Genomic DNA, 19,411 nt, shown 5'->3' on the forward strand with positions numbered 1-19,411 from the left:
GTCGCCGGGTGTGGCGAGGCGGGGCGGGGACGGGTCAGCCCGGCAGGTGCCCGATGGCGCGAGAGGTCTCCTCCGCTGCGGCCCGCACGAGCACGCCGAGGCGCTCGATGTCGGCGGCTTCGAAGCGACCGACCGGCCCGCAGACCGATATCGAGCCGAGCACCATGCCGTCCATGCCGAGCACGGGGGCGGCGACACTCGCGGCGCCGGCGTCACGCTCGCCGGCGCTGCAGGCGTATCCCCGCTCGCGGATCTGGACGATCTCCTCGAGCAACCGGTGTCGGCTGGCTATCGTGGCCGGCGTCAGCAGATGCAGGTCGTGGGAGGCGAGGTACTCGTCGATCGCGGCGTCGGACATCGCGGCCAGGATGGCCTTGGAGGACGATCCGGCGTGCAGCGGGTACGGCACGCCGGTGGCCACCGACATCCGGATCTCCTGCGGCGAGAGCACCTGGTCGACGTAGATGCGGCTGTCGCTCTGCTTGAGGGAGAGCGTCGCGGTTTCCCGTGTCTCGCGTACCAGGCGTTCGAGGACCGGTCGGGCGGTCTGCTGGACGTTGGTCTGGCGCAGCGCGGCCAGTCCGATCGCGAGCGCGCCGGTGCCGAGCCGGTAGCACTTGGTGCTGGTGTCGAAGGCGAGGAACCCGTCGGCCACCAGGCCCTTGAGCAGCCGGTGGGTGACCGCCTTGGGCTGGTCGACCTCGCGGGCCAGGGCCGAGACCCCGATGCCCTCGGGGCCGGCCGCCGATACGGCGTAGATCACCCGCAGCACCCGCTCGAGTCCCGACGTCGGCTCTCGCGTCGGGCGAGCCGACTGGACTTCCGCTAGCGACATCACGTCCCTCGCTTGCTCTGGTCGCCGGACCAGAATACGAACCTACGCTGGCACACCTTCACCACGCCATGGGCGACCATGCCCATGATCGACAGGACGATGAGGACCGCGAACATGGCCTGGATGTCGAACCGGTAGTTGGCCTGCATCAACTGGTAGCCGAGGCCTTCCTGGGCACCGATGTACTCGCCGACGATGGCGCCGAGGATCGCGAAGACCACGCCTGATTGCAGGCCGGCGAAGATGTACGGCAGCGCGCTCGGGAAGCGCACCATCCGGAAGACCTGGAAGCGGGTCGCGCCGAACGACGTCAGCATTTCGATCTTGTCGTTCTCCGCGGACTTCAGGCCCGCGATCACGTTGATGAGGATCGGGAAGAAGGCGATGATCGTCGCCATCACGATCTTCGAGGTCATCCCGAAGCCGAACCAGACGACGAACATCGGGGCCAGGGCGACCTTAGGCACCGACTGGAACGCCACGATGTAGGGCAGCACGGTGCGCTCGACCACGGTGATCTGGGCGACGCAGGTACCGATCACCACCGCGAGCACGGTGGCGATCACGAATCCGGCGCCGGCTTCCTGAAGGGTGACCCAGAAGTTGTGCCAGAACGCGGGCTGGCCGAGCTGGTCGATGAAGACCCGGAAGATCTGGCTGGGTGTGGGGAGCACGAAGTCGTCGATGCCGAGCCAGCCCGGGATGAACTCCCACGCGGTCATCACGACGACGAACACGATCGGCACCAGGGCGATCTCGGGACGCTCGTGCAGGTCGGGCACCAGGCTTCGGCGCCGCTGCGGGGCGGGTGCGCCGGACTCTTCTCTGGCCGGTGCGACTGTCTGGGTGGTCATGTGTCCGTCCTCAGTCGATGACGCCGGCGCTGTTGAAGTAGGCGCGGATCCGTTCGACGTACACTCCGGCGTCGTCGGAGGCCATCATCCGCAGTTCGCGCGGGCGCGGTAGGTCGATGGTGATGATCTCGGCGATGCGGCCCGGGCGCGAGGTCATCACGATGACCCGGTCGGAGAGGAACACCGCCTCGGGGATGGAGTGCGTGACGAGGATGGCCGTCTTGCGGCTCTCCTGCCAGATGCGCAGCAGCTCCAGGTTCATGAACTCGCGGGTCATCGCGTCGAGCGCGCCGAACGGCTCGTCGAGCAGCAGCACGGCCGGGTCGTGGATGAGCGCGCGGCAGATGCCGGCGCGCTGCTGCATGCCGCCGGAGAGTTCGCCGGGGTACTTGTTCTCAAAGCCTCGCAGGCCGACCAGCTCGAGCAGTTCGCGGGCCCGGGCCTCGTGTGCCTTGCGGTCCAGTTTCTGGATCTCGACCGGCACCATCACGTTTTCGAGGATGGTGCGCCAGGGCAGCAGCGTCGCGGCCTGGAACACCATGCCGACGCCCTTGTCGGGGCCGCTGACGCGTTTGCCGGCGATCCTGGTCTCGCCTGCGGTGTAGGGGATCAGGCCGGCCAGGATCTTCAGCAGGGTCGTCTTGCCGCAGCCGGAGGGGCCGACGATGGAGATGAATTCGCCGCGCCGGGCCGCGAACGAGACGTCTGAGAGAGCGTGGGTCGGCGCGGACTTGCGCGGCCGGTAGACCTTGTCAAGGTCGCGGGCCTCGATCCAGCGCGAGTCGAGGTCGCCGTCGAGGGCCGCGGGGACCACGGGGGCTGACGTCACGGCGGGTGTCCTTCGAGTTGGGAGTCAGGGCGGTTCCGAGACGGTTCCGAAGCAGGTCGACCAAGTCGTTCACCTGAGCGGTACGATCGACCGCTTGCCGAAACGCTAGGAGCAGCCCCGGGACGCCGTCAATAGCTGGCGCCAACCTTTCTTACGCACACCCGTCTTGGCTGAACACGGCCATCTGCTGGCGAACGGCCAGGTCATCACATTATGGCGACTACCCCTTGACGGCGATCGCTACCCGTGTTTAGCGTCTGCCATCACCAGCGAAACAGTGTTCCTGTCAGCGGAACAGACCTGGAATCTCCCCCACCACAGTCCAGGAGTCGCGATGCATCTGCGAGGGTTCACCAACCCGCTCTCGCCCACGGGATCCGCCAGCCTCGTCGAACCGCCCCCGCACCACATCGGTTCCGACGCCATCCGCGTCTTGTTTCGCGCCGGCGCCGACCTGGCCCGACGCTACCTACCCGAGCCCCTGGAGCCGGTCGACGACGGCGTCGGCTTCGCGTTCGTGGCCGACATGATCAAGGTCAGCGACAGCGACCCCGACCAGGCGTTCACCGCGCCCCGACGCACCCAGTACGGCGAGGGCATCATCGGCTTCTACGCCACGCACCGGGGCGAGCCCGGCCGGTTCAGCGCCTTCATCTGGGTGACCGAGGACTGGTCGATGGGCTTCGGCACCGTGATGGGTTGGGGCAAGAAGATCGGCGAGGTCCGCCGCACCCACATCAACCCCTACAACCCGGCGATGGGCCCGATCGGGCCGGGCACCAAACTGTCCGGCTCGGTGACCCGGCTCGGTGAGCCGGTGCTCGATCTGGGCATCGAGATCACGGAGGCGGTCGAGGCATCCGAGATGCCGGCGTACGGCAACCGGGGCTTCCTGCTCTCGCACCAGCCGTCACCGTCGCCCGCCGTCCCGACGCGCACCTGTCTGCTCGGCCTGCAGCTGGCCAACGTCCGCACCGGCGAGGTGTTTCGCGGCATTCCGCACCTGGCGATCCACGACGCGGTCAACGAGGATCTCGCGCCCCTGCGCGACGTGGAGCCGTTCGCGGCGTACGCGTTCAAGCAGGGCTGGACCACCGACACCGCCGCCGAGGTGCTGCACGACTACACGCCCGAGCAGGCCAGCCTGCACGACCGCGTCGAGAGCAGGGAGGTGAGGGCGTGAAGACCGTCCGCGGCAAGCGTCCCGTCTATCTCGGCGACGCGCACACCGACCGGCTCCTGGCCGCCATCGTCGTGCTCACCCAGGAGATCGGCGTGCTGCAGCGCCGCCTCGCCGCCCTCGAGGCCGCCAACGGCATCGAGGGCGAGGACGTCGCCGGCGGCTCGATCGCCATGAGCCGCCTGGTCGAGGAGCTGACGGCCCGGACCGAGCCGGCCGGCACGACACCGCAGGGAGGACCATCATGACCAGCTTCCCCACCCTCGCCGACGGCCAGCTCGCCCACGCCGTGCTCGCCACGCCGACCGTGGCCGAGGCCTACCGGCAACAGGAGATCTGGGACCTGAAGGCGCGGCTCGCCTACGACGTCGCCGGTCGGATCCGGCGGCGGTACGAAACCGAGATCGCCCCGGCCTACGCCCGGCAGCACGGCTCCGCTCCCGCGAGCAGGCACGTGATCGGCGAGCTGATGGCCCAGGACCCGGCCACGCAGATGTGGAGCGCGCTGCGCCGCAGCGGCCAGGAGCAGATGTGGGAGCTCGTCGCGCAGAGCACCGCCCGGCAGTTCATCCGGCTCACCGACACCGCCGCCGCCCTGGCCGGCAGCCTCGGGACGCTCAGCCTGGACGCGTCCGTCGAGATTCCGGCGTACCTGCAGACCGTCGACATCCACTGCATGCCGACCGGCTACTACCGGGAGACCGCGCCCGACGACCTCACCGCCGGCGCGCTCTACGACCGCGGTGTCTACATCTACGCCGCCGGCCAGCTCGGTGCCGCCAACGACGACAAGGGCCGCTCCGTCATCGAGCACTACCTCGACGTGAGCTACCCCGACCTGGCGCCGTCGGCGATCCTCGACATGGGCTGCTCCGTCGGCCACAGCACGCTGCCCTACGTCGAGCGCTACCCCCGCGCGGAGGTGCACGCCATCGACGTCGCCGCGCCGATGCTGCGCTACGCCCACGCGCGCGCGGCAGCGTTCGGCCTGCCCGTGCATTTCTCCCAGCGCAACGCGGAGGCGACCGGCTTTGCCGCCGAAAGCTTCGACCTCGTCGTCTCGCACATCCTGCTGCACGAGACCAGCACCAAGGCCGTGCAGAACATCCTGACCGAGAGTTTCCGGCTGTTGAAGCCGGGCGGGCTGATGGTCCACGCGGAGTACCCGCCGTTCAGCACCATGGATCCCTTCGCGCAGTTCCTCGTCGAGTGGGACACCACGAACAACAACGAGCCGTTCTGGAGCACCGTGCGAACGCTCGACCTCGAGGGCATGGCCGTGCGCGCCGGATTCGAGCCCGACAAGGTCAGCCGCGAGCTGATCCCCACCGGCCGCCGCCTGGTGACCGGTCAGTCCTCCGCGGGCCGCATCGGCCTGCTCGTCGCACGCCGTTAGCCGCCAACACCACCGGACCTCGAACCGTACTCCCCCACGCAGCGCGTGGACTCACCCCCGAAGGAGAACAATGACCCGCCGTCCCCTCGCGCTGGCCGCCGCCCTGTCGGCGCTGGCGCTTCTCACCTCGGCGTGCGGTGGTGGTGGCTCGTCGACCACCACCACCGCCGACGGCCTCACCAAGGTCACCTACGTCACCACGGCCTCGGTGCCGGGCTCCACCCAGATCTCGCTGTACGCCGTTCCCAAGCAGATGGGCTTCTTCAAAGAGGAGGGGCTCGACGTCGAACTCAAGACCGCCAACGGCTCCTCCGCGGCGCTTCAGGTGATCGCCTCCGGCGACGCGCTGGCCACCAACGCCGAGGTCGCGTCCACCATGGCCGCCGCCGAGCAGGGCGTGCAGGTCAAGACGTTCGGCTCGATCAACACGTCCTTCCCGTGGAAGATCGGCGTTCCGGCCGGTTCGGGCATCGCCGCACCCGCCGACCTCAAGGGCAAGAAGATCGGCGTCATCTCGCTGGCCTCGGGCTCGAACCTGTTCACCCGCTCCTTCTTGCACGAGAACGGCATCGACCCGGACAAGGACGTCAAGATCCTCCCGGTGGGTCAGGGCCAGCAGGCCAAGGCCGCCCTCGAGGGCGGGCAGGTCGACGCGATCGCCCTCTACGCCGAACTGTTCGCCCAACTCGAGCAGACCGGCAGCACGTTCAGCTACCTCGACAACCCGGCGCTGTTCGACGCCATGCCGAGCATCGCGTTCACGGCCAGCTCCCGTGCTCTCGGCGGCAAGGACCGCGAGGTGCTGGTGAAGTACGCGCGCGCCGCCTACAAGGGCCTGATGTTCGCCCGCCTCAACCCCGAGGCCGCGGTCGACATGGGCCTGAAGACGTTCCCCGAGATCGCCGGCAGCAGCGGTGACACCCCCGAACGGCGCACGGAACTGGTGACCCTGCTCAAGGCGTGGATGTCCACCTCCACCCCGCAGACCGACGACCCGTCCACCTGGCCCGCCTGGGGCGAGCTCACCGACGCGCAGCTGAAGAAGGCCGCCGAGTACGCCGTCTCGACCGGTCAGGTGAAGAAGGAGCCGACCATCGCCGACGTCTTCGACGGCTCGCTGATCAAGGAGATCAACGACTTCGACCACGACGCCGTGATCAAGGCGGCGGCGGACTACAAGACCGGCAGCTGACGCCTCACCGTGCGGCCCGGCGATCCCCCCGGGCCGCACGGTGACCAACCCCCTCCCCCACGGACCAAGGAGCCCTGGTGAGTACCACCCCAGACGTCGATCACCGCTGGGACGTCATCGTCGTCGGCGTTGGAGCCGGCGGCATGTCCACCGCGATATCCGCCGCGCGCCGCGGGGCGCGGGTGCTGGTCGTCGACGCCGCACCCGAGGAGGGCGGTGCCCTCCACATCGCCACCGGGCAGCTCAGCGCCGCCGGCACCCGGCTGCAACGGTCCAAGGGCATCGACGACACCCCTGAGGCGCACCTCGCCGACATCCTGCGGATCAGCAAGAACACCGCCGACAAAGAGCTGACCTGGCTCGCCGTGTCCCACGCCGCCGCGACCCTCGACTGGCTGCTCGACGACCTCGGCATGCCCGTGCTGCCCGAGCACCCGGTCCGCGGCCAGAACCACGAGCACTACAGCCAGGACCGCTACTACTGGGGACCGGACCTCGGCCGCTCGATTCTGGCCGCCGTGCGCACACCGTTCCGCGAGCTGATCGCCAGCGGAGCCATCACCCCCCTGTTCGGCACCGAGGTCGTCGACCTGGTCCAGGAACCCAACGGGCGCGTGACCGGCGTCGTCACCCGACCCACCGGTGACACCACGGCCGACCGCGACACCCACACCGGCAGCAACGTCGTGCTCGCCACCGGCGGCTACAACGCCGACCCCGCCTTCTTCGAGCACATGAACGGTGTGCGCGCCTACGCCGACGCCTCCTACCGCTTCGCCAAGGGCGCCGGGCACCGGCTGGGTGTCGCAGCAGGCGGCTACACCCGCAACCACGACCTCTACCTGTGCTCGTTCGGGTCCGTCCTCCACCACGACGAGTTCCCTGCGCCGGTGCTGTGCCGGCCCATCCACTGGCCGGAGATGCGCATGCCGTGGGAGATCTACGTCAACGTCGAGGGCCGCCGCTTCATCGCCGAGGACGAACCCAGCGTCGACGTGCGCGAACACGCGCTGCTGCGCCAGACCGACCTGCGCCGCTACATCGTGTTCGACGAACGGATGCTGCGCGAAGCCCCGCCCATGATCCCTGACTGGACCGCCGACGACGTGCGCGCCCACGCCGGCCGCCACCCCATGTTCCACGTCGCCGAGGACCTGCGCACCCTCGCCACCGCCGCCGGCATCGACGCCGACAACCTGGTCGCCACCGTGGCCGAATACAACGCCTGCCTCGACGGCGACGACCCGCTCGGACGCACGTTCCGTCCCCTGCCCATCGCCGAGGCGCCCTTCTACGCGATCCGGGTGCAGGGCATGTCGATCACCTCCACCGCCGGCCTCGCCGTGGACACCGACCTGCGCGTCATCCGCCCCGACGGCACGCCCATCCCCGGCCTCTACGCGCTCGGCGAACTGCTCGGCTCCGGCACCTTCATGGGCAACTCGTTCTGCGGCGGCATGCTCGCCACCCCCGCCCTGACCTTCGGGCGGCTGCTCGGCACCGGGATCCTCGCATGGTGACCGGCACCGGCCCGCTGGCCGGCATGCGCGTCATCGACCTGTCCACCATCCTGGCCGGCCCGCTCGCCTGCCAGATCCTCGGCGACTACGGCGCCGAGGTCATCAAGGTCGAACACCCGGCCAAGGGCGACGGCATGCGCGGCCACGGGCCCAGCAAGGACGGCGTGCCCCTGTGGTGGAAGGAGATCTCGCGCAACAAGCGCGCGATCGCCCTCAACATCAAGGATCCCGAGGGTGCCCAGGTGCTGCTCGACCTGGTCGCGTCCGCCGACGTGCTGGTCGAGAACTTCCGGCCCGGCACCCTGGAGCGGTGGGGTCTCGGGCCGGACGTCCTGCACGCCCGCAACCCGCGGCTGGTGATCGCCCGCGTCACCGGCTTCGGACAGACCGGCCCGTACGCGCACCGCGCCGGCTTCGGCACCCTCATCGAGGCGATGAGCGGGTTCGCGCACCTCACCGGCCCCGCCGACGGCCCACCGACCCTGCCCGCGTTCGGTCTGGCCGACAGCATCTGCGGCATCGCCGCCACGTCGGCCATCACCATGGCGCTGCTGCACCGCGAACGCACCGGCACCGGACAGGTCATCGACGTCGACCTGCTCAGCCCCCTGACGACGGCGGTCGGACCCGGCCCCACCGCCTATCAGCAACTCGGCGTCGTCGAGACCCGGCACGGCAACCGCTCGACCAACAACGCGCCGCGCAACACCTACCAGACCCGCGACGGGCACTGGGTCGCGGTGTCCTCCAGCGCCCAGTCCATCGCCGAGCGGGTCATGCGTCTCGTCGGTCACCCCGAGCTGATCGACGAGCCGTGGTTCGCCTCCGGCCGCGGACGCGCCGCACACGCCGACGACATCGACGCCCACGTCGGCGGGTGGATCCGCGAGCGGGACCGCGACGAGGTGATCCGCGCCTTCACCGACGCCGGCGCCGCCGTCGCACCCGTCTACTCCGCGCGCGATCTCGTCGAAGACGAACACGTCCGCGCAACCGGCATGCTCACCGAGGTCGACGACGACGAACTCGGCTCCGTGCTCATGCACAACGTGATGTGGCGGATGTCAGCCTCCCCCGGCTCCATCCGCTTCACCGGGCGCCGGCTCGGCGCCGACACCGAGGACGTTCTGGCCGACCTCGGCTACGACGCCGACCGCGTCGCGGACCTGCGGTCCCGGCAGGTGATCGCATGAGCCACCTGCACGACAGCCGTCACCACCAGCAAGGAGAACCCGTGCCCCACCCGGCCGCCACCGCCGACCCCCTGATCGCCGCGGTCAACGCGGGCGTCGAGATCTACGACCTCGGCCGCACCCTGCGCATCGGCATGCCGCAATCGCCCAACCATCCGCCCTACTGGCACGCCCTGCCGCGCCGCCACGGCGACATGGTCCGCGGCGACGGCGGCTCGGCAGCCAACGACATGATCTCGATGGGCACGCACGTCGGCACCCACATCGACGCGCTGGCGCACGTCAGCCACGACGGCCGGCTGGCCGACGGCACCGACGCCCGCGAGGCGTCCGTCGGCGGCCGCTTCGACAAGCTCGGCGCACACACCATCGACCCGATGGTGCGCCCCGGAGTGCTGCTCGACGTGGCAACCGCCCTCGGCGCGCCGCAGGGCCTCGACGGCGGCCACGAGATCACCCCCGCACACCTCGAGTTCACCGCCGACGTACAGGGCACCCCGATCGAACCCGGCGACGTCGTCCTGGTCCGCAGCGGCTGGGGCCGGCACTTCGACGACTACGCGACCTACGTCGGCACCGACACCGGCGTCCCGGGCGTGAGCGAGGACGGCGCGGCGTGGCTGGCCGGCCACCGGCCACACGCGGTCGGCGCCGACACCATCGCCTTCGAGTGCCTCAAGCCCGGCGCCGGCCACGGCCTGCTCCCGGCCCACCGCGTGCTGCTCGTCGAGCACGGCATCTACATCATCGAAACGATGGTCCTCGACGACCTCGCGGCCGCCGGCGCGCACCGATTCACCTTCGTGCTCTCGCCGCTGAAGCTCTACGGCGCCACCGGCTCGCCCGTCCGCCCGCTGGCGGTGGTCTCCCGTGGCTGAACACACCCTCTCTCGCCGCATCGCGGAACTGGCGGCCCAGACGCAGCTCGACCGCCTGCCCGCCGACGTGGTGGCCAGCACCCGGCTGCGGATCCTCGACACGCTGGGCCTGGCGCTGCGTGCCCAAGAGCTCGACTCCAGCCGAGCAGTCACCGGCTACGTGACCGACCAGGGCGGCCGGCCCGAGGCCACCGCGATCGGCGTGGCCGAGCGGGTACCGGCGGCGCTCGCGGCGCTGGTCAACGGAACCCTCGCGCACTCCCTCGACTACGACGACACCCACCTGCCGTCGGTGCTGCATCCCAGCGCTGGTGTCGTTCCCGCCGCGCTCGCCGCTGCCGAGGCAGTAGGCGCCTCCGGCGCCGACCTGGTCGCGGCAGTGGCGGTCGGGCTCGAGGCCTGCGTGCGCATCGGCATGGCCGGCTACGACCACGAATCCCGCAACTCCACCTTCTTCGAGCACGGCCAGCACGCCACCTCGATCTGCGGGGCGCTCGGCGGCGCCGTCGCGGCCGCCATGCTGCACAGGCTCGACGCCGACGGCATCCAGTCCTCGCTGGGCGTGGCCGCGTCGATGGCCTCCGGCATCATCGAAGCCAACCGCACCGGCGGCACCGTGAAGCGTCTGCACTGCGGCTGGGCCGCGCACAGCGCGGTCACCGCCGCCGACCTGACCCGGCGCGGCATCACCGGCCCGCCGACGGCCCTCGAAGGCCGATTCGGCTTCTTCCAGGCCTTCCTCCACGGCAGGTTCGACGCCGACCAGGTCACCGCCGGGCTCGGTGAGACATGGGCGGTGCCGGACATCTTCTTCAAGCCCTACCCGGCCAACCACTTCACCCACACCACGATCGACGCGGCGGCCGAGCTGCGCCGCCGCGGCGTGCATCCCGCGGACGTCGAGTCCATCGAGGTCCGCGTTCCGGGCCCGGTCATCCGGACCATCGGCGAACCGATCGACATCAAGCGTGCGCCCCAGACCGGATACCAGGCCCAGTTCTCCGCGCCGTACGCCGTGACCGTCGGCCTGTTCGGCGGCGGCGGCCTGGGCGCAGCCCTGCAGGACTACACCGACGACCTCGCCACCGACCCGGTCCGCCGCGAACTGATGGCCAAGGTCAGCGTCGTTGCCGACCCGCGCTGCGACGCGATCTTCCCCTACCAGTTCCCCGCGATCCTCACCGCGCGGCTCAGCGGCGGCCGCACCGAGACCGTCGAGGTCCTCGCCAACCGCGGCGGAGACCAACGGCCACTGACCGACGACGAGGTCGGGCGCAAGTTCACCGACAACGCCTGCGCGGTTCTGCCCGCCGCCGAGGTCGAGCGGCTCCGCGCCACCGTCCTCACCCTCGACACGGTCGCCGACGTGCGCACCCTTCTGCACCCGTGACCCGGAAGGACACCAACATGACCAGCTACGACCTGATCATCCGCAACGTCCGGGTGGTCTCGCACGACGCGCCTGAGCCCGCACCGGCCGACATCGGCGTGGTCGACGGCACCATCGTCGCCGTCGCCGAGGGCCTCGACACCAGCGGCGCCGCCCAGGTCGTCGACGGCGCGGGCAGGCTCGCGTTCCCCGGTGTCGTCGACGCCCACCAGCACTGGGGCATCTACAACCCGCTCGAGGTCGACACCCAGGTGGAAAGCCGCGCCGCGGCTCAGGGCGGGGTCACCACCGGCCTGAACTACATGCGCACCGGGCAGTACTACCTCAACAAGGGCGGCGCGTACGCCGACTTCTTCCCCGAGGTGCTCGGCCTGAGCGAGGGCAACGCCTTCATCGACTACGCCTTCCACCTCGCCCCGATGAGCAAGGAACACATCGACGAGATCCCGACGCTGATCGACAAGCACGGCGTCACCTCCTTCAAGATCTTCATGTTCTACGGCAGCCACGGCCTCCACGGCCGCTCGTCGGACCAGTCGACGTTCCTCATGACCCCCCTCGGGGAGCGCTACGACATCGCGCACTTCGAGTTCGTGATGCGCGGCATCCAGAAGGCCCGCCAACAGTTCCCCGACAAGGCCGAGGCCATCTCACTCAGCCTGCACTGCGAGACCGCCGAGATCATGGCGGCCTACACGAAGCTGGTCGAAGAGGAGGGGCAGCTCAGCGGACTCGAGGCCTACTCCGCCTCACGGCCCCCGCACTCGGAGGGCCTGGCGATCACGATCGCGTCCTACCTCGCCCACGAGACCGGCCTACCGAAGATCAACCTGCTGCACCTCAGCTCGGCCAAGGCCGTCGAGGCCGCGCTGCTGATGGCCAAGACGTTCCCGCACATCGACTTCCGCCGCGAGGTCACCATCGGCCACCTCATCGCCGACATCCACACGGCCTCCGGCATCGGCGGCAAGGTCAACCCGCCGCTGCGCCCCCGCGAGGACGTCGAGGCGCTCTGGAACCACCTGCTCGCCGGCGAACTCGACTGGGTCGTCTCCGACCACGCCTGCTGCCGCGACGAACAGAAGTTCGGCGACGACCGCGACGACGTCTTCCTCGCCAAGTCCGGCTTCGGCGGCGCCGAGTACCTCCTGCCCGCCCTGGTCAGCGAGGGACGCAAACGCGGCCTCGGCTGGGACCGCATCACCGCCCTCACCTCGTGGAACCCCGCCCAGCGCTACGGCCTGCCGACGAAGGGCGCCATCAAGGAGGGCTACGACGCCGACCTGTGCCTGTTCGACCCGGACCGCCTGTGGACCGTCCGGGCCGCCGACTCGCTCTCGGCCCAGGAATACACGCCGTTCGAGGGCTTCGAGCTGACCGGCGCCGTCACCGACACGTTCGTACGCGGCATGCGGGTGCTCTGCGACGGCGTCATCACCGGCGAACCGCGCGGACGATACCTGCACCGCCCCACCGGCCGGGCCGACGCGTGACCCCGACCGCCACCACCGACCCGACCGGAACCCTCAACCTCGTCGCCCTCTACGTCCCCGGTGACCGGCCAGCGCGCTTCGACAAGGCACTGGCCGCACCGGCGGACGTGGTGATCCTCGACCTCGAGGACGCCGTCGCGGCAACGGGCAAGGACGACGCGCGGGCGGCGGTGCGCGACTGGCTCACTGCGCTGCCCCCAGCTTCCCGCGCCCGGGTGTCGGTGCGGATCAACGCGATCGGCACCCCGGCCGGCGACGCCGACCTGGCGGCCCTGGCCGGCGTCACCCGGCTCCACTCGGTGCGCATACCCAAGGTCGAGTCGCCGGCCGACATCGCGCGGGTCGTCGCCGCGCTCGGGCCGGTCCCCGTGCACGCCCTGCTGGAATCGGCCGCCGGCGTCGAGGCCGCGGCGGCCATCGCCCGCGCCCCGCAGGTCGCCGCACTCGCGCTCGGCGAGGCGGACCTCCGCAGCGATCTCGGCGTCACCGCCGACGCCGGCCTGACCTGGTCACGCTCGCGGGTGGTGGTCGCCGCCCGGGCCGCCGGCCTGCCCGCCCCGATGATGTCAGCCTGGACCGACCTCACCGACACCGACGGGCTGGTCGCCTCCTGCCGCACCGGCCGGGCAATGGGCTTCCTCGGCCGTACCGCGATCCATCCGAAGCAGATCGAGCCGATCCTCGCGGGCTTCGCGCCAAGCACCGAAGAGGTCGCCGCCGCCGAGGACCTCCTCGACAGCCTCGCCACCGCCGAGGCCGGCGGGCGGGCCGTCACGGTCACCACGGCAGGCCGGATGGTCGACCCCGCCATGGTTCGCGGCGCCCAGCGCACCCTCACCGTCCACGCCCGCGTCCGCCAGCGCCTCGACAACCCGTCCTGACCACCCTCACCCAGACCGGAGTCGCCCACCATGACCATCGTCCCGCACTGGATCTCCGGCACCGAGCAGCCGGCCACCGACCGCACCGCGCCGGTGACCAATCCGGCCACCGGCGCGGAAACCGCCCGGGTCGCCCTGGCCGACCGGGCCGTGGTCGACGACGCCGTAAGGGCCGCGACAACCGCATTCGCCGCGTGGAGCGACACCTCGCTCGCCCGCCGCACGGCGGTGCTGTTCCGGTTCCGTGAACTGCTCAACACCCGCTCGGACGAACTGGCAGCCATCATCACCGCCGAGCACGGCAAGGTCCTCGACGACGCGCGCGGCGAGGTCGCCCGCGGGCGGGAGGTCGTCGAGTTCGCCTGCGGCATGCCACACCTGCTCAAGGGCGGATTCACCGAGAACGCCTCGACCGCAGTCGACGTGCACTCGCTCCGACAGCCGGTCGGCCCGGTGGCGATCATCAGCCCGTTCAACTTCCCGGCGATGGTCCCCCTGTGGTTCTTCCCGATCGCGATCGCGGCCGGAAACACCGTCGTGCTCAAGCCCAGCGAGAAGGTGCCCTCCGCCGCGCTGTGGCTGGCCCGGCTCTGGAAGGAGGCAGGCCTGCCCGACGGCGTCTTCAACGTCGTCAACGGCGACAAGGAAGCCGTTGACGCCCTGCTCGCGCACCCCGATGTGGCGGCCGTGTCGTTCGTCGGCTCCACGCCGGTGGCGAAGTACGTGCATGAGACCGCGAGCCGGCACGGGAAGCGGGTCCAGGCCCTCGGCGGCGCCAAGAACCACATGCTGGTGCTGCCCGACGCCGACCTCGACCTCGCCGCCGACCAGGCCGTCAACGCAGGGTTCGGCTCGGCCGGCCAGCGCTGCATGGCGATCTCGGTGGTCGTCGCCGTCGGCGACGTGGCCGACCCATTGGTCGAGCGGATCGCCGAGCGGGCACGCAAGCTGCGCACCGGAGACGGCCGGCGCGGCTGCGACATGGGCCCCCTGGTCTCGGCCGCCTCGCGGGACCGGGTGACGGCGTACATCGCCGCCGGGACGGCAGCCGGCGCCCGCGTGGTCGTCGACGGCCGCACCGACACCTACGACGCCGACGGCGACGGCTACTTCGTCGGCCCGACCCTGCTCGACAATGTCGAGCCCGGCATGTCCGTCTACACCGACGAGATCTTCGGTCCGGTGCTGTCGGTCGTCCGGGTCGCCTCGTACGAGGAGGGCGTCGCGCTGATCAACGCCAACCCCTACGGCAACGGCACCGCGATCTTCACCGCCGACGGCGGCACGGCCCGACGCTTCTGCCGCGAGGTACAGGTCGGCATGGTGGGAGTCAACGTCCCCGTCCCGGTACCGGTGGCCTACTACTCGTTCGGCGGCTGGAAGGCCTCGCTCTTCGGCGACGTGCACGCGCACGGCACCGAGGGCGTGCACTTCTTCACCCGGGCCAAGGTCGTCACCACCCGCTGGACGGACAACCGCCGCGGCCTGGAACTGGCCTTCCCGGTCACCACATGAACTCCCCTCCTCGCCGAGCAGCAGCGGCCCCGCCATAGACCAACAGGTCCGCAGTGACACGTGCGTGCCGCACCCACGGCGCCAACGTCCGTACTCGAACGACACATCGGCGTCATCAGCTAGCAGCGGAAGCGTGGGTTCTAGCGGCACACAACCTCGGCTGGAAGACGCCCGCCGAAGCTATTCGACGAGCAGTTACGGTTACTCCAACCAGCAAGCGTTGCAACGACCGGTTGAACCCAGGCAGTACACGTCGTTCCGGTTCACCACCCACCCCGTCGCTGCCGGCATCGACGCCTCCGTCGGCACCGTCGGCGACGCCCTCGACGCGCTGATGGAATCCACGATCGGCCTTAATGGCCCCCATCAAGCGGCGTTGGGGGCTGCTCGCCGTTGCGTCCGTGGTGGCTCTCACCCCGGGTAGGGCGATGGCTCGACCTGGCGGTCCAACGGCTGTCACGTCCGACGACTTTACTGACGCGTTTGATCACGGGTAGGTGCCGGGTCAGCCGGCACGGCGCCGGTCTTCGGGGTGCCGGTCAGCGGGTCTTCCGCGTCGTCCGCTTGCGGGGTGGCGTCAATAGGTCGGCGATTCCCGCGATCGCGGACGGCACGAGGCGGTAGTACGCCCAGACGCCGCGCTTCTCCCGTTCGAGCAGTCCGGCCTCGGTGAGGATCCGAAGGTGATGGCTCACGGTCGGCTGGGAGAGTCCGAGGGGGGCGGTGAGGTCACTCACCGATGCCTCGCCCTCGGGGGCGGACTGGATCAGGCTGAGCAGTCGCAGCCGGGCCGGGTCGGCGAACGCCTTCAGTACTCCCGCGAGCCGTTCGGCGTCGGCGCGCTTGATCGGTTCGCCAGCAAGAGGCGAGATGGCAGGCGTCCTAGTTTTCGCGGTGACCACATCTTGCATCGTTGCAGCATGGCGGCCGGTCGGTTCATGGAACGAGAGGCGGATCACGATAAGTTCACTGGCTCGAGGACCTCCTTGCACTCGTTCGCTTTGTGTCCGCCAGTGTGCGCATCGAGGTTGGTGCCGAGGTGCCGGTCAGGGCCGCGCTCCTCTGGCGGGGCGGGCTGCCTGCCGGGGTCGGTGCCCGGCGGCAGCGAGGGCGGGGTCAGGCGGTGGTACCTAGCTCGGTGAGCAGCTTCTCCACCCGGGTGCGGATCTCGTCGCGGATCGGGCGTACTGCGTCGACGCCCTTGCCGGCGGGGTCTTCGAGCTTCCAGTCCTCGTAGCGCATGCCAGGGAAGACGGGGCAGGCGTCGCCGCAACCCATGGTGACGATGACGTCGGACGACTCCGCGGTGGCGTACTCCAGGAGCTTGGGGGTCTGGTCAGTGATGTCGATGCCGACCTCGCGCATGGCCTCGACGGCGGCGGGGTTGATCTGGTCGGCGGGGGCGCTGCCCGCAGAGCGGACCTCGACCGTGTCTCCTGCGAGGTGGCGCAGCCAGCCGGGGGCCATCTGGGAGCGGCCGGCGTTGTGGACGCAGACGAACAGGACACTGGGCTTGTCGCTCATCGGGTTCTCCATGTATGAGGTGGTTGCCGGACGTGGGCCACGTTGCAGACGCTGTGCATTTGCCAAGCGGGAGAGCCGACGGCGGCCGGACGGCTGATCGGCGTGATGCGGGTCAGGCGTCCATCGCTGATGACCACTGGTTGCCGCGGGCCGCGGCAACCAGTGGATGCAGATCCCGATGACGGGTCGGACTCGCATTTCGAGTTACCTCCCCGCAGGGGTTGCCGGGGTGGGCAACAGCCGGCTGCGGGCCCACAGCGACAGGTAGACCAGGCCGACGAGGACGGGGACTTCGATGAGCGGGCCGACGACGCCGGCGAGTGCCTGGCCGGAGGCGATCCCGAACGTGCCGATGGCGACGGCGATGGCGAGTTCGAAGTTGTTGCCTGCCGCGGTGAACGCCAGGGTGGTGGTGCGTTCGTAGTTCAGGCCGATGGCCCGGCCGAGCAGGCAGGAGCCGGCCCACATGAGGGCGAAGTAGGCCAGCAGCGGCAGGGCGATGCGGGCCACGTCCACCGGTCGGTCGGTGATGGCTTCGCCCTGCAGGGCGAAGAGGATGACGATGGTGAACAGCAGCCCGTACAGGGCGACGGGTCCGATCCGGGGCAGGAACTGCCCCTCGTACCAGTCGCGGCCCTTGGTCCGCTCGCCGAGGCGGCGGGAGAGGTAGCCGCCGAGCAGCGGGATGCCGAGGAAGACGAGCACGTTGCGCGCGATGTCCCAGCCGGAGACCTCCAGCGCGGTGCCGGCCAGGCCAAGCCAGCCGGGCAGGACCGACAGGTAGAACCAGCCGAGCAGGCCGAAGGCGAGGACCTGGAACACGGAGTTGAGGGCGATGAGGACGGCGGCGGCCTCCCGGTCGCCGCAGGCGAGGTCGTTCCAGATGATGACCATGGCGATGCAGCGGGCCAGGCCGACGATGATCAGGCCGGTGCGGTATTCCGGCTGGTCGGCCAGGAACACCCAGGCCAGGGCGAACATGAGGGCGGGGCCGACGATCCAGTTGAGGACCAGCGACGAGACCAGCAGGCGCCGGTCGCCGGTGACGGTGTCGAGGCGGTCGTAGCGGACCTTGGCCAGCACCGGATACATCATGATCAGCAAGCCGAGAGCGATGGGCAGGGAGATGCCGCCGACCTTGACCGCATCGAGCGCGTGGTCCAGCCCGGGAAGGATCCGGCCGAGCAGCAGACCGGTGATCATGGCCAAACCGATCCACACCGGCAGGAGTCGGTCAACGCGCGACAGGCGTGGCACCACCGGTGCGGCGTGGTCGGCTCTGGTGGCGGTGCTCATGGACACTCGCGTGGGCTGTCGGTGCTGGCGTGTGCGCGTCGGGCGAGGTCACCCAGGTGTTGGGCGGCTGCCTCGAGTGCCTGGGGGTTGAGGCGGTAGTAGGTGTAGCGGCCGCGAGGCTCCGGGGTGACCAGCCCGGCTTCCCGCAGGGCGCGCAGGTGGTTGGAGACGTTGCTCTGCCGTGCCCCGGTGTCCTCGACCAGGTGGCAGGTGCAGGCGGGGCCGTCGGCGAGCACATCGACGATGCGGGCGCGGAGCGGGTCGGCCAGCAACCTGATCACATCAGCGTCGCGTGATATCAGCACGGAATGATGTTAGCTGGCCGCTTGTCCCCGCCACTGCCCCAGGCCGGGGGGTTGCCTGGCAGGGCTCAGCCAACGGACGGATTCGATGATCAGGCGGGCGGCGAGGTGCACATCGCGGTGGCGTGGCGCATCGTGACCAGGCTGCAGGCGATCCGAGTGAGGCTCCCGGCTACCGCGACAACAGCGAGTGTCTGCATGGGGATGCCTGACCGGACGTAGGTCACGATCACCGTGACATCTCCGGCGAGCGCAAGGGCGGCGATGGTGGCGGTGGCGGCAAGGGCGTGTTGAGGGCCTGCTTCGGGGAGCCACCGTATGAGGCGGCCGGTGGTGGCAATGGTTCCGGCGGCGGTGGCGATCGCGATGATGATCAGTGGGATGACAGGGATTGCGGCCAGCAGTGCGATGAGGCCGGTGCGCCAGGGGTGGGGCTGCAGGAGCACGAGCCACCAGATGCCCACGAGGGGTCCGGTGGCGATGTACCAGGCGATGGTGCGCCGGGCGTAGGCGGTGGCGAGTTCCCCGGTGAAGGCCTCGGCGACCGCTTGTGGGGTGCCGAACTGGGCGATCGCGGTGGTGACCGCCTCACCGTGGGGTAGGCCGGTGGCGGTGCGGTCGGTGATGGCGTCGTGGAGTCCGTCGCGTAGTTCGGTGAGGATCTGCTCGCGGTGCCGGCGTGGTCCGCGCAGTCGTGCGGCGAGGTCGCCCAGGTAGGCGTCGAGAAGCGCTTCGCCGGCTTGGGTGGTCAGGCGGTCGTCGGCCATGTCCGCGTGCCCAGAACTGCGGTGACGGCAGTGGAGAAGTAGTCCCACACTGCCCGCTGGTCACGGAGTGCGGCCTGTCCGGCTGGGGTGAGGTGGTAGGCGCGGCGTCGGCGGCCGCCGACGGTGTGCCAGTTGCTGGCGATGAGGCCTGCGCGTTCGAGGCGGTGCAGCGCCGGGTAGACGGTGCCGGTCGGCAGGTCCAGTGCCCCGTCGCTGCTCGTTCTCAGGGCTTCGATCACGGCGTAGCCGTGCTGCGGCCCGGGTTCCAGGACCGCGAGCAGCAACGCGTCGAGATGGCCCTTGAGCAGTTCTGGTCGCATCGGCAACACCTGTGGGTCCTCGTTCTTGCTGGTGGCAGCCCAGCGG

Annotated in this window: 20 protein-coding genes; 11 read left to right on the forward strand and 9 right to left on the reverse strand. The window is 70.2% G+C overall.

Annotation, left to right across the window (positions count from 1 at the left end):
• Positions 1 to 34: 34 nt before the first annotated feature.
• Genes EV376_RS23880 through EV376_RS23890 form a run of 3 tightly spaced genes read right to left on the reverse strand, consistent with a single transcriptional unit; the run spans position 35 to position 2,518 of the window.
• Positions 35 to 871 (reverse strand): IclR family transcriptional regulator, encoded by an 837-nt coding sequence (locus tag EV376_RS23880; protein ID WP_486482923.1) that lies wholly within the window; start codon positions 869 to 871, stop codon positions 35 to 37.
• The gene (locus EV376_RS23885; RefSeq protein WP_130326762.1) at positions 835 to 1,689 is read right to left on the reverse strand and encodes an ABC transporter permease; all 855 of its coding nucleotides are present in this window, start codon (positions 1,687 to 1,689) and stop codon (positions 835 to 837) included. The genes EV376_RS23880 and EV376_RS23885 overlap by 37 nt, the downstream gene beginning before the upstream one ends.
• A 10-nt stretch (positions 1,690 to 1,699) precedes the next feature.
• Positions 1,700 to 2,518 carry an ABC transporter ATP-binding protein gene (locus EV376_RS23890; RefSeq protein WP_207228365.1) on the reverse strand — a complete coding sequence of 273 codons (819 nt, stop codon included), beginning with the start codon at positions 2,516 to 2,518 and terminating at the stop codon, positions 1,700 to 1,702.
• Between the two features lie 334 nt (positions 2,519 to 2,852).
• On the opposite strand from EV376_RS23890, the gene EV376_RS23895 reads away from it, so the two are divergent.
• From EV376_RS23895 to EV376_RS23945, 11 genes are all read left to right on the forward strand, one after another.
• Positions 2,853 to 3,701, forward strand: coding sequence for an acetoacetate decarboxylase family protein (locus EV376_RS23895; RefSeq protein ID WP_130326764.1), 849 nt, complete (start codon positions 2,853 to 2,855; stop codon positions 3,699 to 3,701).
• Positions 3,698 to 3,946: a hypothetical protein gene (locus tag EV376_RS23900; RefSeq protein WP_130326766.1), complete on the forward strand. Its 249-nt coding sequence runs from the start codon at positions 3,698 to 3,700 to the stop codon at positions 3,944 to 3,946. Before EV376_RS23895 ends, EV376_RS23900 begins: the two co-directional genes overlap by 4 nt.
• Entirely contained in the window at positions 3,943 to 5,094 is a 1,152-nt protein-coding gene (locus EV376_RS23905) for a class I SAM-dependent methyltransferase (protein WP_130326768.1), read from the forward strand. The genes EV376_RS23900 and EV376_RS23905 overlap by 4 nt, the downstream gene beginning before the upstream one ends.
• A gap of 70 nt (positions 5,095 to 5,164) precedes the next feature.
• Positions 5,165 to 6,286: an ABC transporter substrate-binding protein gene (locus tag EV376_RS23910; RefSeq protein WP_130326770.1), complete on the forward strand. Its 1,122-nt coding sequence runs from the start codon at positions 5,165 to 5,167 to the stop codon at positions 6,284 to 6,286.
• A gap of 77 nt (positions 6,287 to 6,363) precedes the next feature.
• Positions 6,364 to 7,806: an FAD-dependent oxidoreductase gene (locus EV376_RS23915; protein WP_130326772.1), complete on the forward strand. Its 1,443-nt coding sequence runs from the start codon at positions 6,364 to 6,366 to the stop codon at positions 7,804 to 7,806.
• The gene (locus EV376_RS23920; protein ID WP_130326774.1) at positions 7,800 to 8,999 is read left to right on the forward strand and encodes a CoA transferase; all 1,200 of its coding nucleotides are present in this window, start codon (positions 7,800 to 7,802) and stop codon (positions 8,997 to 8,999) included. Before EV376_RS23915 ends, EV376_RS23920 begins: the two co-directional genes overlap by 7 nt.
• A gap of 41 nt (positions 9,000 to 9,040) precedes the next feature.
• The gene (locus tag EV376_RS23925; RefSeq protein WP_130326776.1) at positions 9,041 to 9,877 is read left to right on the forward strand and encodes a cyclase family protein; all 837 of its coding nucleotides are present in this window, start codon (positions 9,041 to 9,043) and stop codon (positions 9,875 to 9,877) included.
• A complete protein-coding gene (locus tag EV376_RS23930; protein ID WP_130326778.1) occupies positions 9,870 to 11,267 on the forward strand; it encodes an MmgE/PrpD family protein in 1,398 nt (465 codons plus the stop codon). The genes EV376_RS23925 and EV376_RS23930 overlap by 8 nt, the downstream gene beginning before the upstream one ends.
• Positions 11,264 to 12,760, forward strand: coding sequence for a dihydroorotase (locus EV376_RS23935; protein WP_486482775.1), 1,497 nt, complete (start codon positions 11,264 to 11,266; stop codon positions 12,758 to 12,760). Before EV376_RS23930 ends, EV376_RS23935 begins: the two co-directional genes overlap by 4 nt.
• Positions 12,757 to 13,641 carry an HpcH/HpaI aldolase/citrate lyase family protein gene (locus EV376_RS23940; RefSeq protein ID WP_130326780.1) on the forward strand — a complete coding sequence of 295 codons (885 nt, stop codon included), beginning with the start codon at positions 12,757 to 12,759 and terminating at the stop codon, positions 13,639 to 13,641. The genes EV376_RS23935 and EV376_RS23940 overlap by 4 nt, the downstream gene beginning before the upstream one ends.
• 30 nt (positions 13,642 to 13,671) lie before the next feature.
• Positions 13,672 to 15,156 carry a CoA-acylating methylmalonate-semialdehyde dehydrogenase gene (locus EV376_RS23945; RefSeq protein WP_130326782.1) on the forward strand — a complete coding sequence of 495 codons (1,485 nt, stop codon included), beginning with the start codon at positions 13,672 to 13,674 and terminating at the stop codon, positions 15,154 to 15,156.
• A 539-nt stretch (positions 15,157 to 15,695) separates the two neighbouring features.
• On the opposite strand, the gene EV376_RS23950 is transcribed toward EV376_RS23945, so the two are convergent.
• The 6 genes from EV376_RS23950 to EV376_RS23975 form a co-directional block, all read right to left on the reverse strand.
• Positions 15,696 to 16,067: a metalloregulator ArsR/SmtB family transcription factor gene (locus EV376_RS23950; protein ID WP_130326784.1), complete on the reverse strand. Its 372-nt coding sequence runs from the start codon at positions 16,065 to 16,067 to the stop codon at positions 15,696 to 15,698.
• Positions 16,068 to 16,272: 205 nt separating this feature from the next.
• Entirely contained in the window at positions 16,273 to 16,680 is a 408-nt protein-coding gene (locus EV376_RS23955) for an arsenate reductase ArsC (RefSeq protein WP_130326786.1), read from the reverse strand.
• A 204-nt stretch (positions 16,681 to 16,884) separates the two neighbouring features.
• Entirely contained in the window at positions 16,885 to 17,976 is a 1,092-nt protein-coding gene (gene arsB / locus EV376_RS23960; RefSeq protein WP_130326788.1) for an ACR3 family arsenite efflux transporter, read from the reverse strand.
• Complete coding sequence (locus EV376_RS23965; protein WP_130326790.1) at positions 17,973 to 18,281, reverse strand: metalloregulator ArsR/SmtB family transcription factor; 309 nt, start codon at positions 18,279 to 18,281, stop codon at positions 17,973 to 17,975. The genes arsB and EV376_RS23965 overlap by 4 nt, the downstream gene beginning before the upstream one ends.
• A gap of 89 nt (positions 18,282 to 18,370) precedes the next feature.
• A complete protein-coding gene (locus EV376_RS23970) occupies positions 18,371 to 19,045 on the reverse strand; it encodes a permease prefix domain 1-containing protein (RefSeq protein ID WP_130326792.1) in 675 nt (224 codons plus the stop codon).
• On the reverse strand, positions 19,027 to 19,365 hold the full coding sequence (locus EV376_RS23975) for a helix-turn-helix transcriptional regulator (protein ID WP_130326794.1): 339 nt from the start codon (positions 19,363 to 19,365) through the stop codon (positions 19,027 to 19,029). The genes EV376_RS23970 and EV376_RS23975 overlap by 19 nt, the downstream gene beginning before the upstream one ends.
• Positions 19,366 to 19,411: the final 46 nt, after the last annotated feature.

The organism is Micromonospora sp. CNZ295 (assembly GCF_004217535.1).

What these genes read in the sequence shown, in the direction of transcription:
- EV376_RS23885 (WP_130326762.1), bottom strand. Translation starts at nt 1,689, where the DNA reads ATGACCACCCAGACAGTCGCACCGGCCAGAGAAGAGTCCGGCGCACCC.
- EV376_RS23895 (WP_130326764.1), top strand. Translation starts at nt 2,853, where the DNA reads ATGCATCTGCGAGGGTTCACCAACCCGCTCTCGCCCACGGGATCCGCC.
- EV376_RS23905 (WP_130326768.1), top strand. Translation starts at nt 3,943, where the DNA reads ATGACCAGCTTCCCCACCCTCGCCGACGGCCAGCTCGCCCACGCCGTG.
- EV376_RS23910 (WP_130326770.1), top strand. Translation starts at nt 5,165, where the DNA reads ATGACCCGCCGTCCCCTCGCGCTGGCCGCCGCCCTGTCGGCGCTGGCG.
- EV376_RS23920 (WP_130326774.1), top strand. Translation starts at nt 7,800, where the DNA reads ATGGTGACCGGCACCGGCCCGCTGGCCGGCATGCGCGTCATCGACCTG.
- EV376_RS23945 (WP_130326782.1), top strand. Translation starts at nt 13,672, where the DNA reads ATGACCATCGTCCCGCACTGGATCTCCGGCACCGAGCAGCCGGCCACC.
- EV376_RS23950 (WP_130326784.1), bottom strand. Translation starts at nt 16,067, where the DNA reads ATGCAAGATGTGGTCACCGCGAAAACTAGGACGCCTGCCATCTCGCCT.
- EV376_RS23955 (WP_130326786.1), bottom strand. Translation starts at nt 16,680, where the DNA reads ATGAGCGACAAGCCCAGTGTCCTGTTCGTCTGCGTCCACAACGCCGGC.
- arsB (WP_130326788.1), bottom strand. Translation starts at nt 17,976, where the DNA reads ATGAGCACCGCCACCAGAGCCGACCACGCCGCACCGGTGGTGCCACGC.
- EV376_RS23970 (WP_130326792.1), bottom strand. Translation starts at nt 19,045, where the DNA reads ATGGCCGACGACCGCCTGACCACCCAAGCCGGCGAAGCGCTTCTCGAC.
- EV376_RS23975 (WP_130326794.1), bottom strand. Translation starts at nt 19,365, where the DNA reads ATGCGACCAGAACTGCTCAAGGGCCATCTCGACGCGTTGCTGCTCGCG.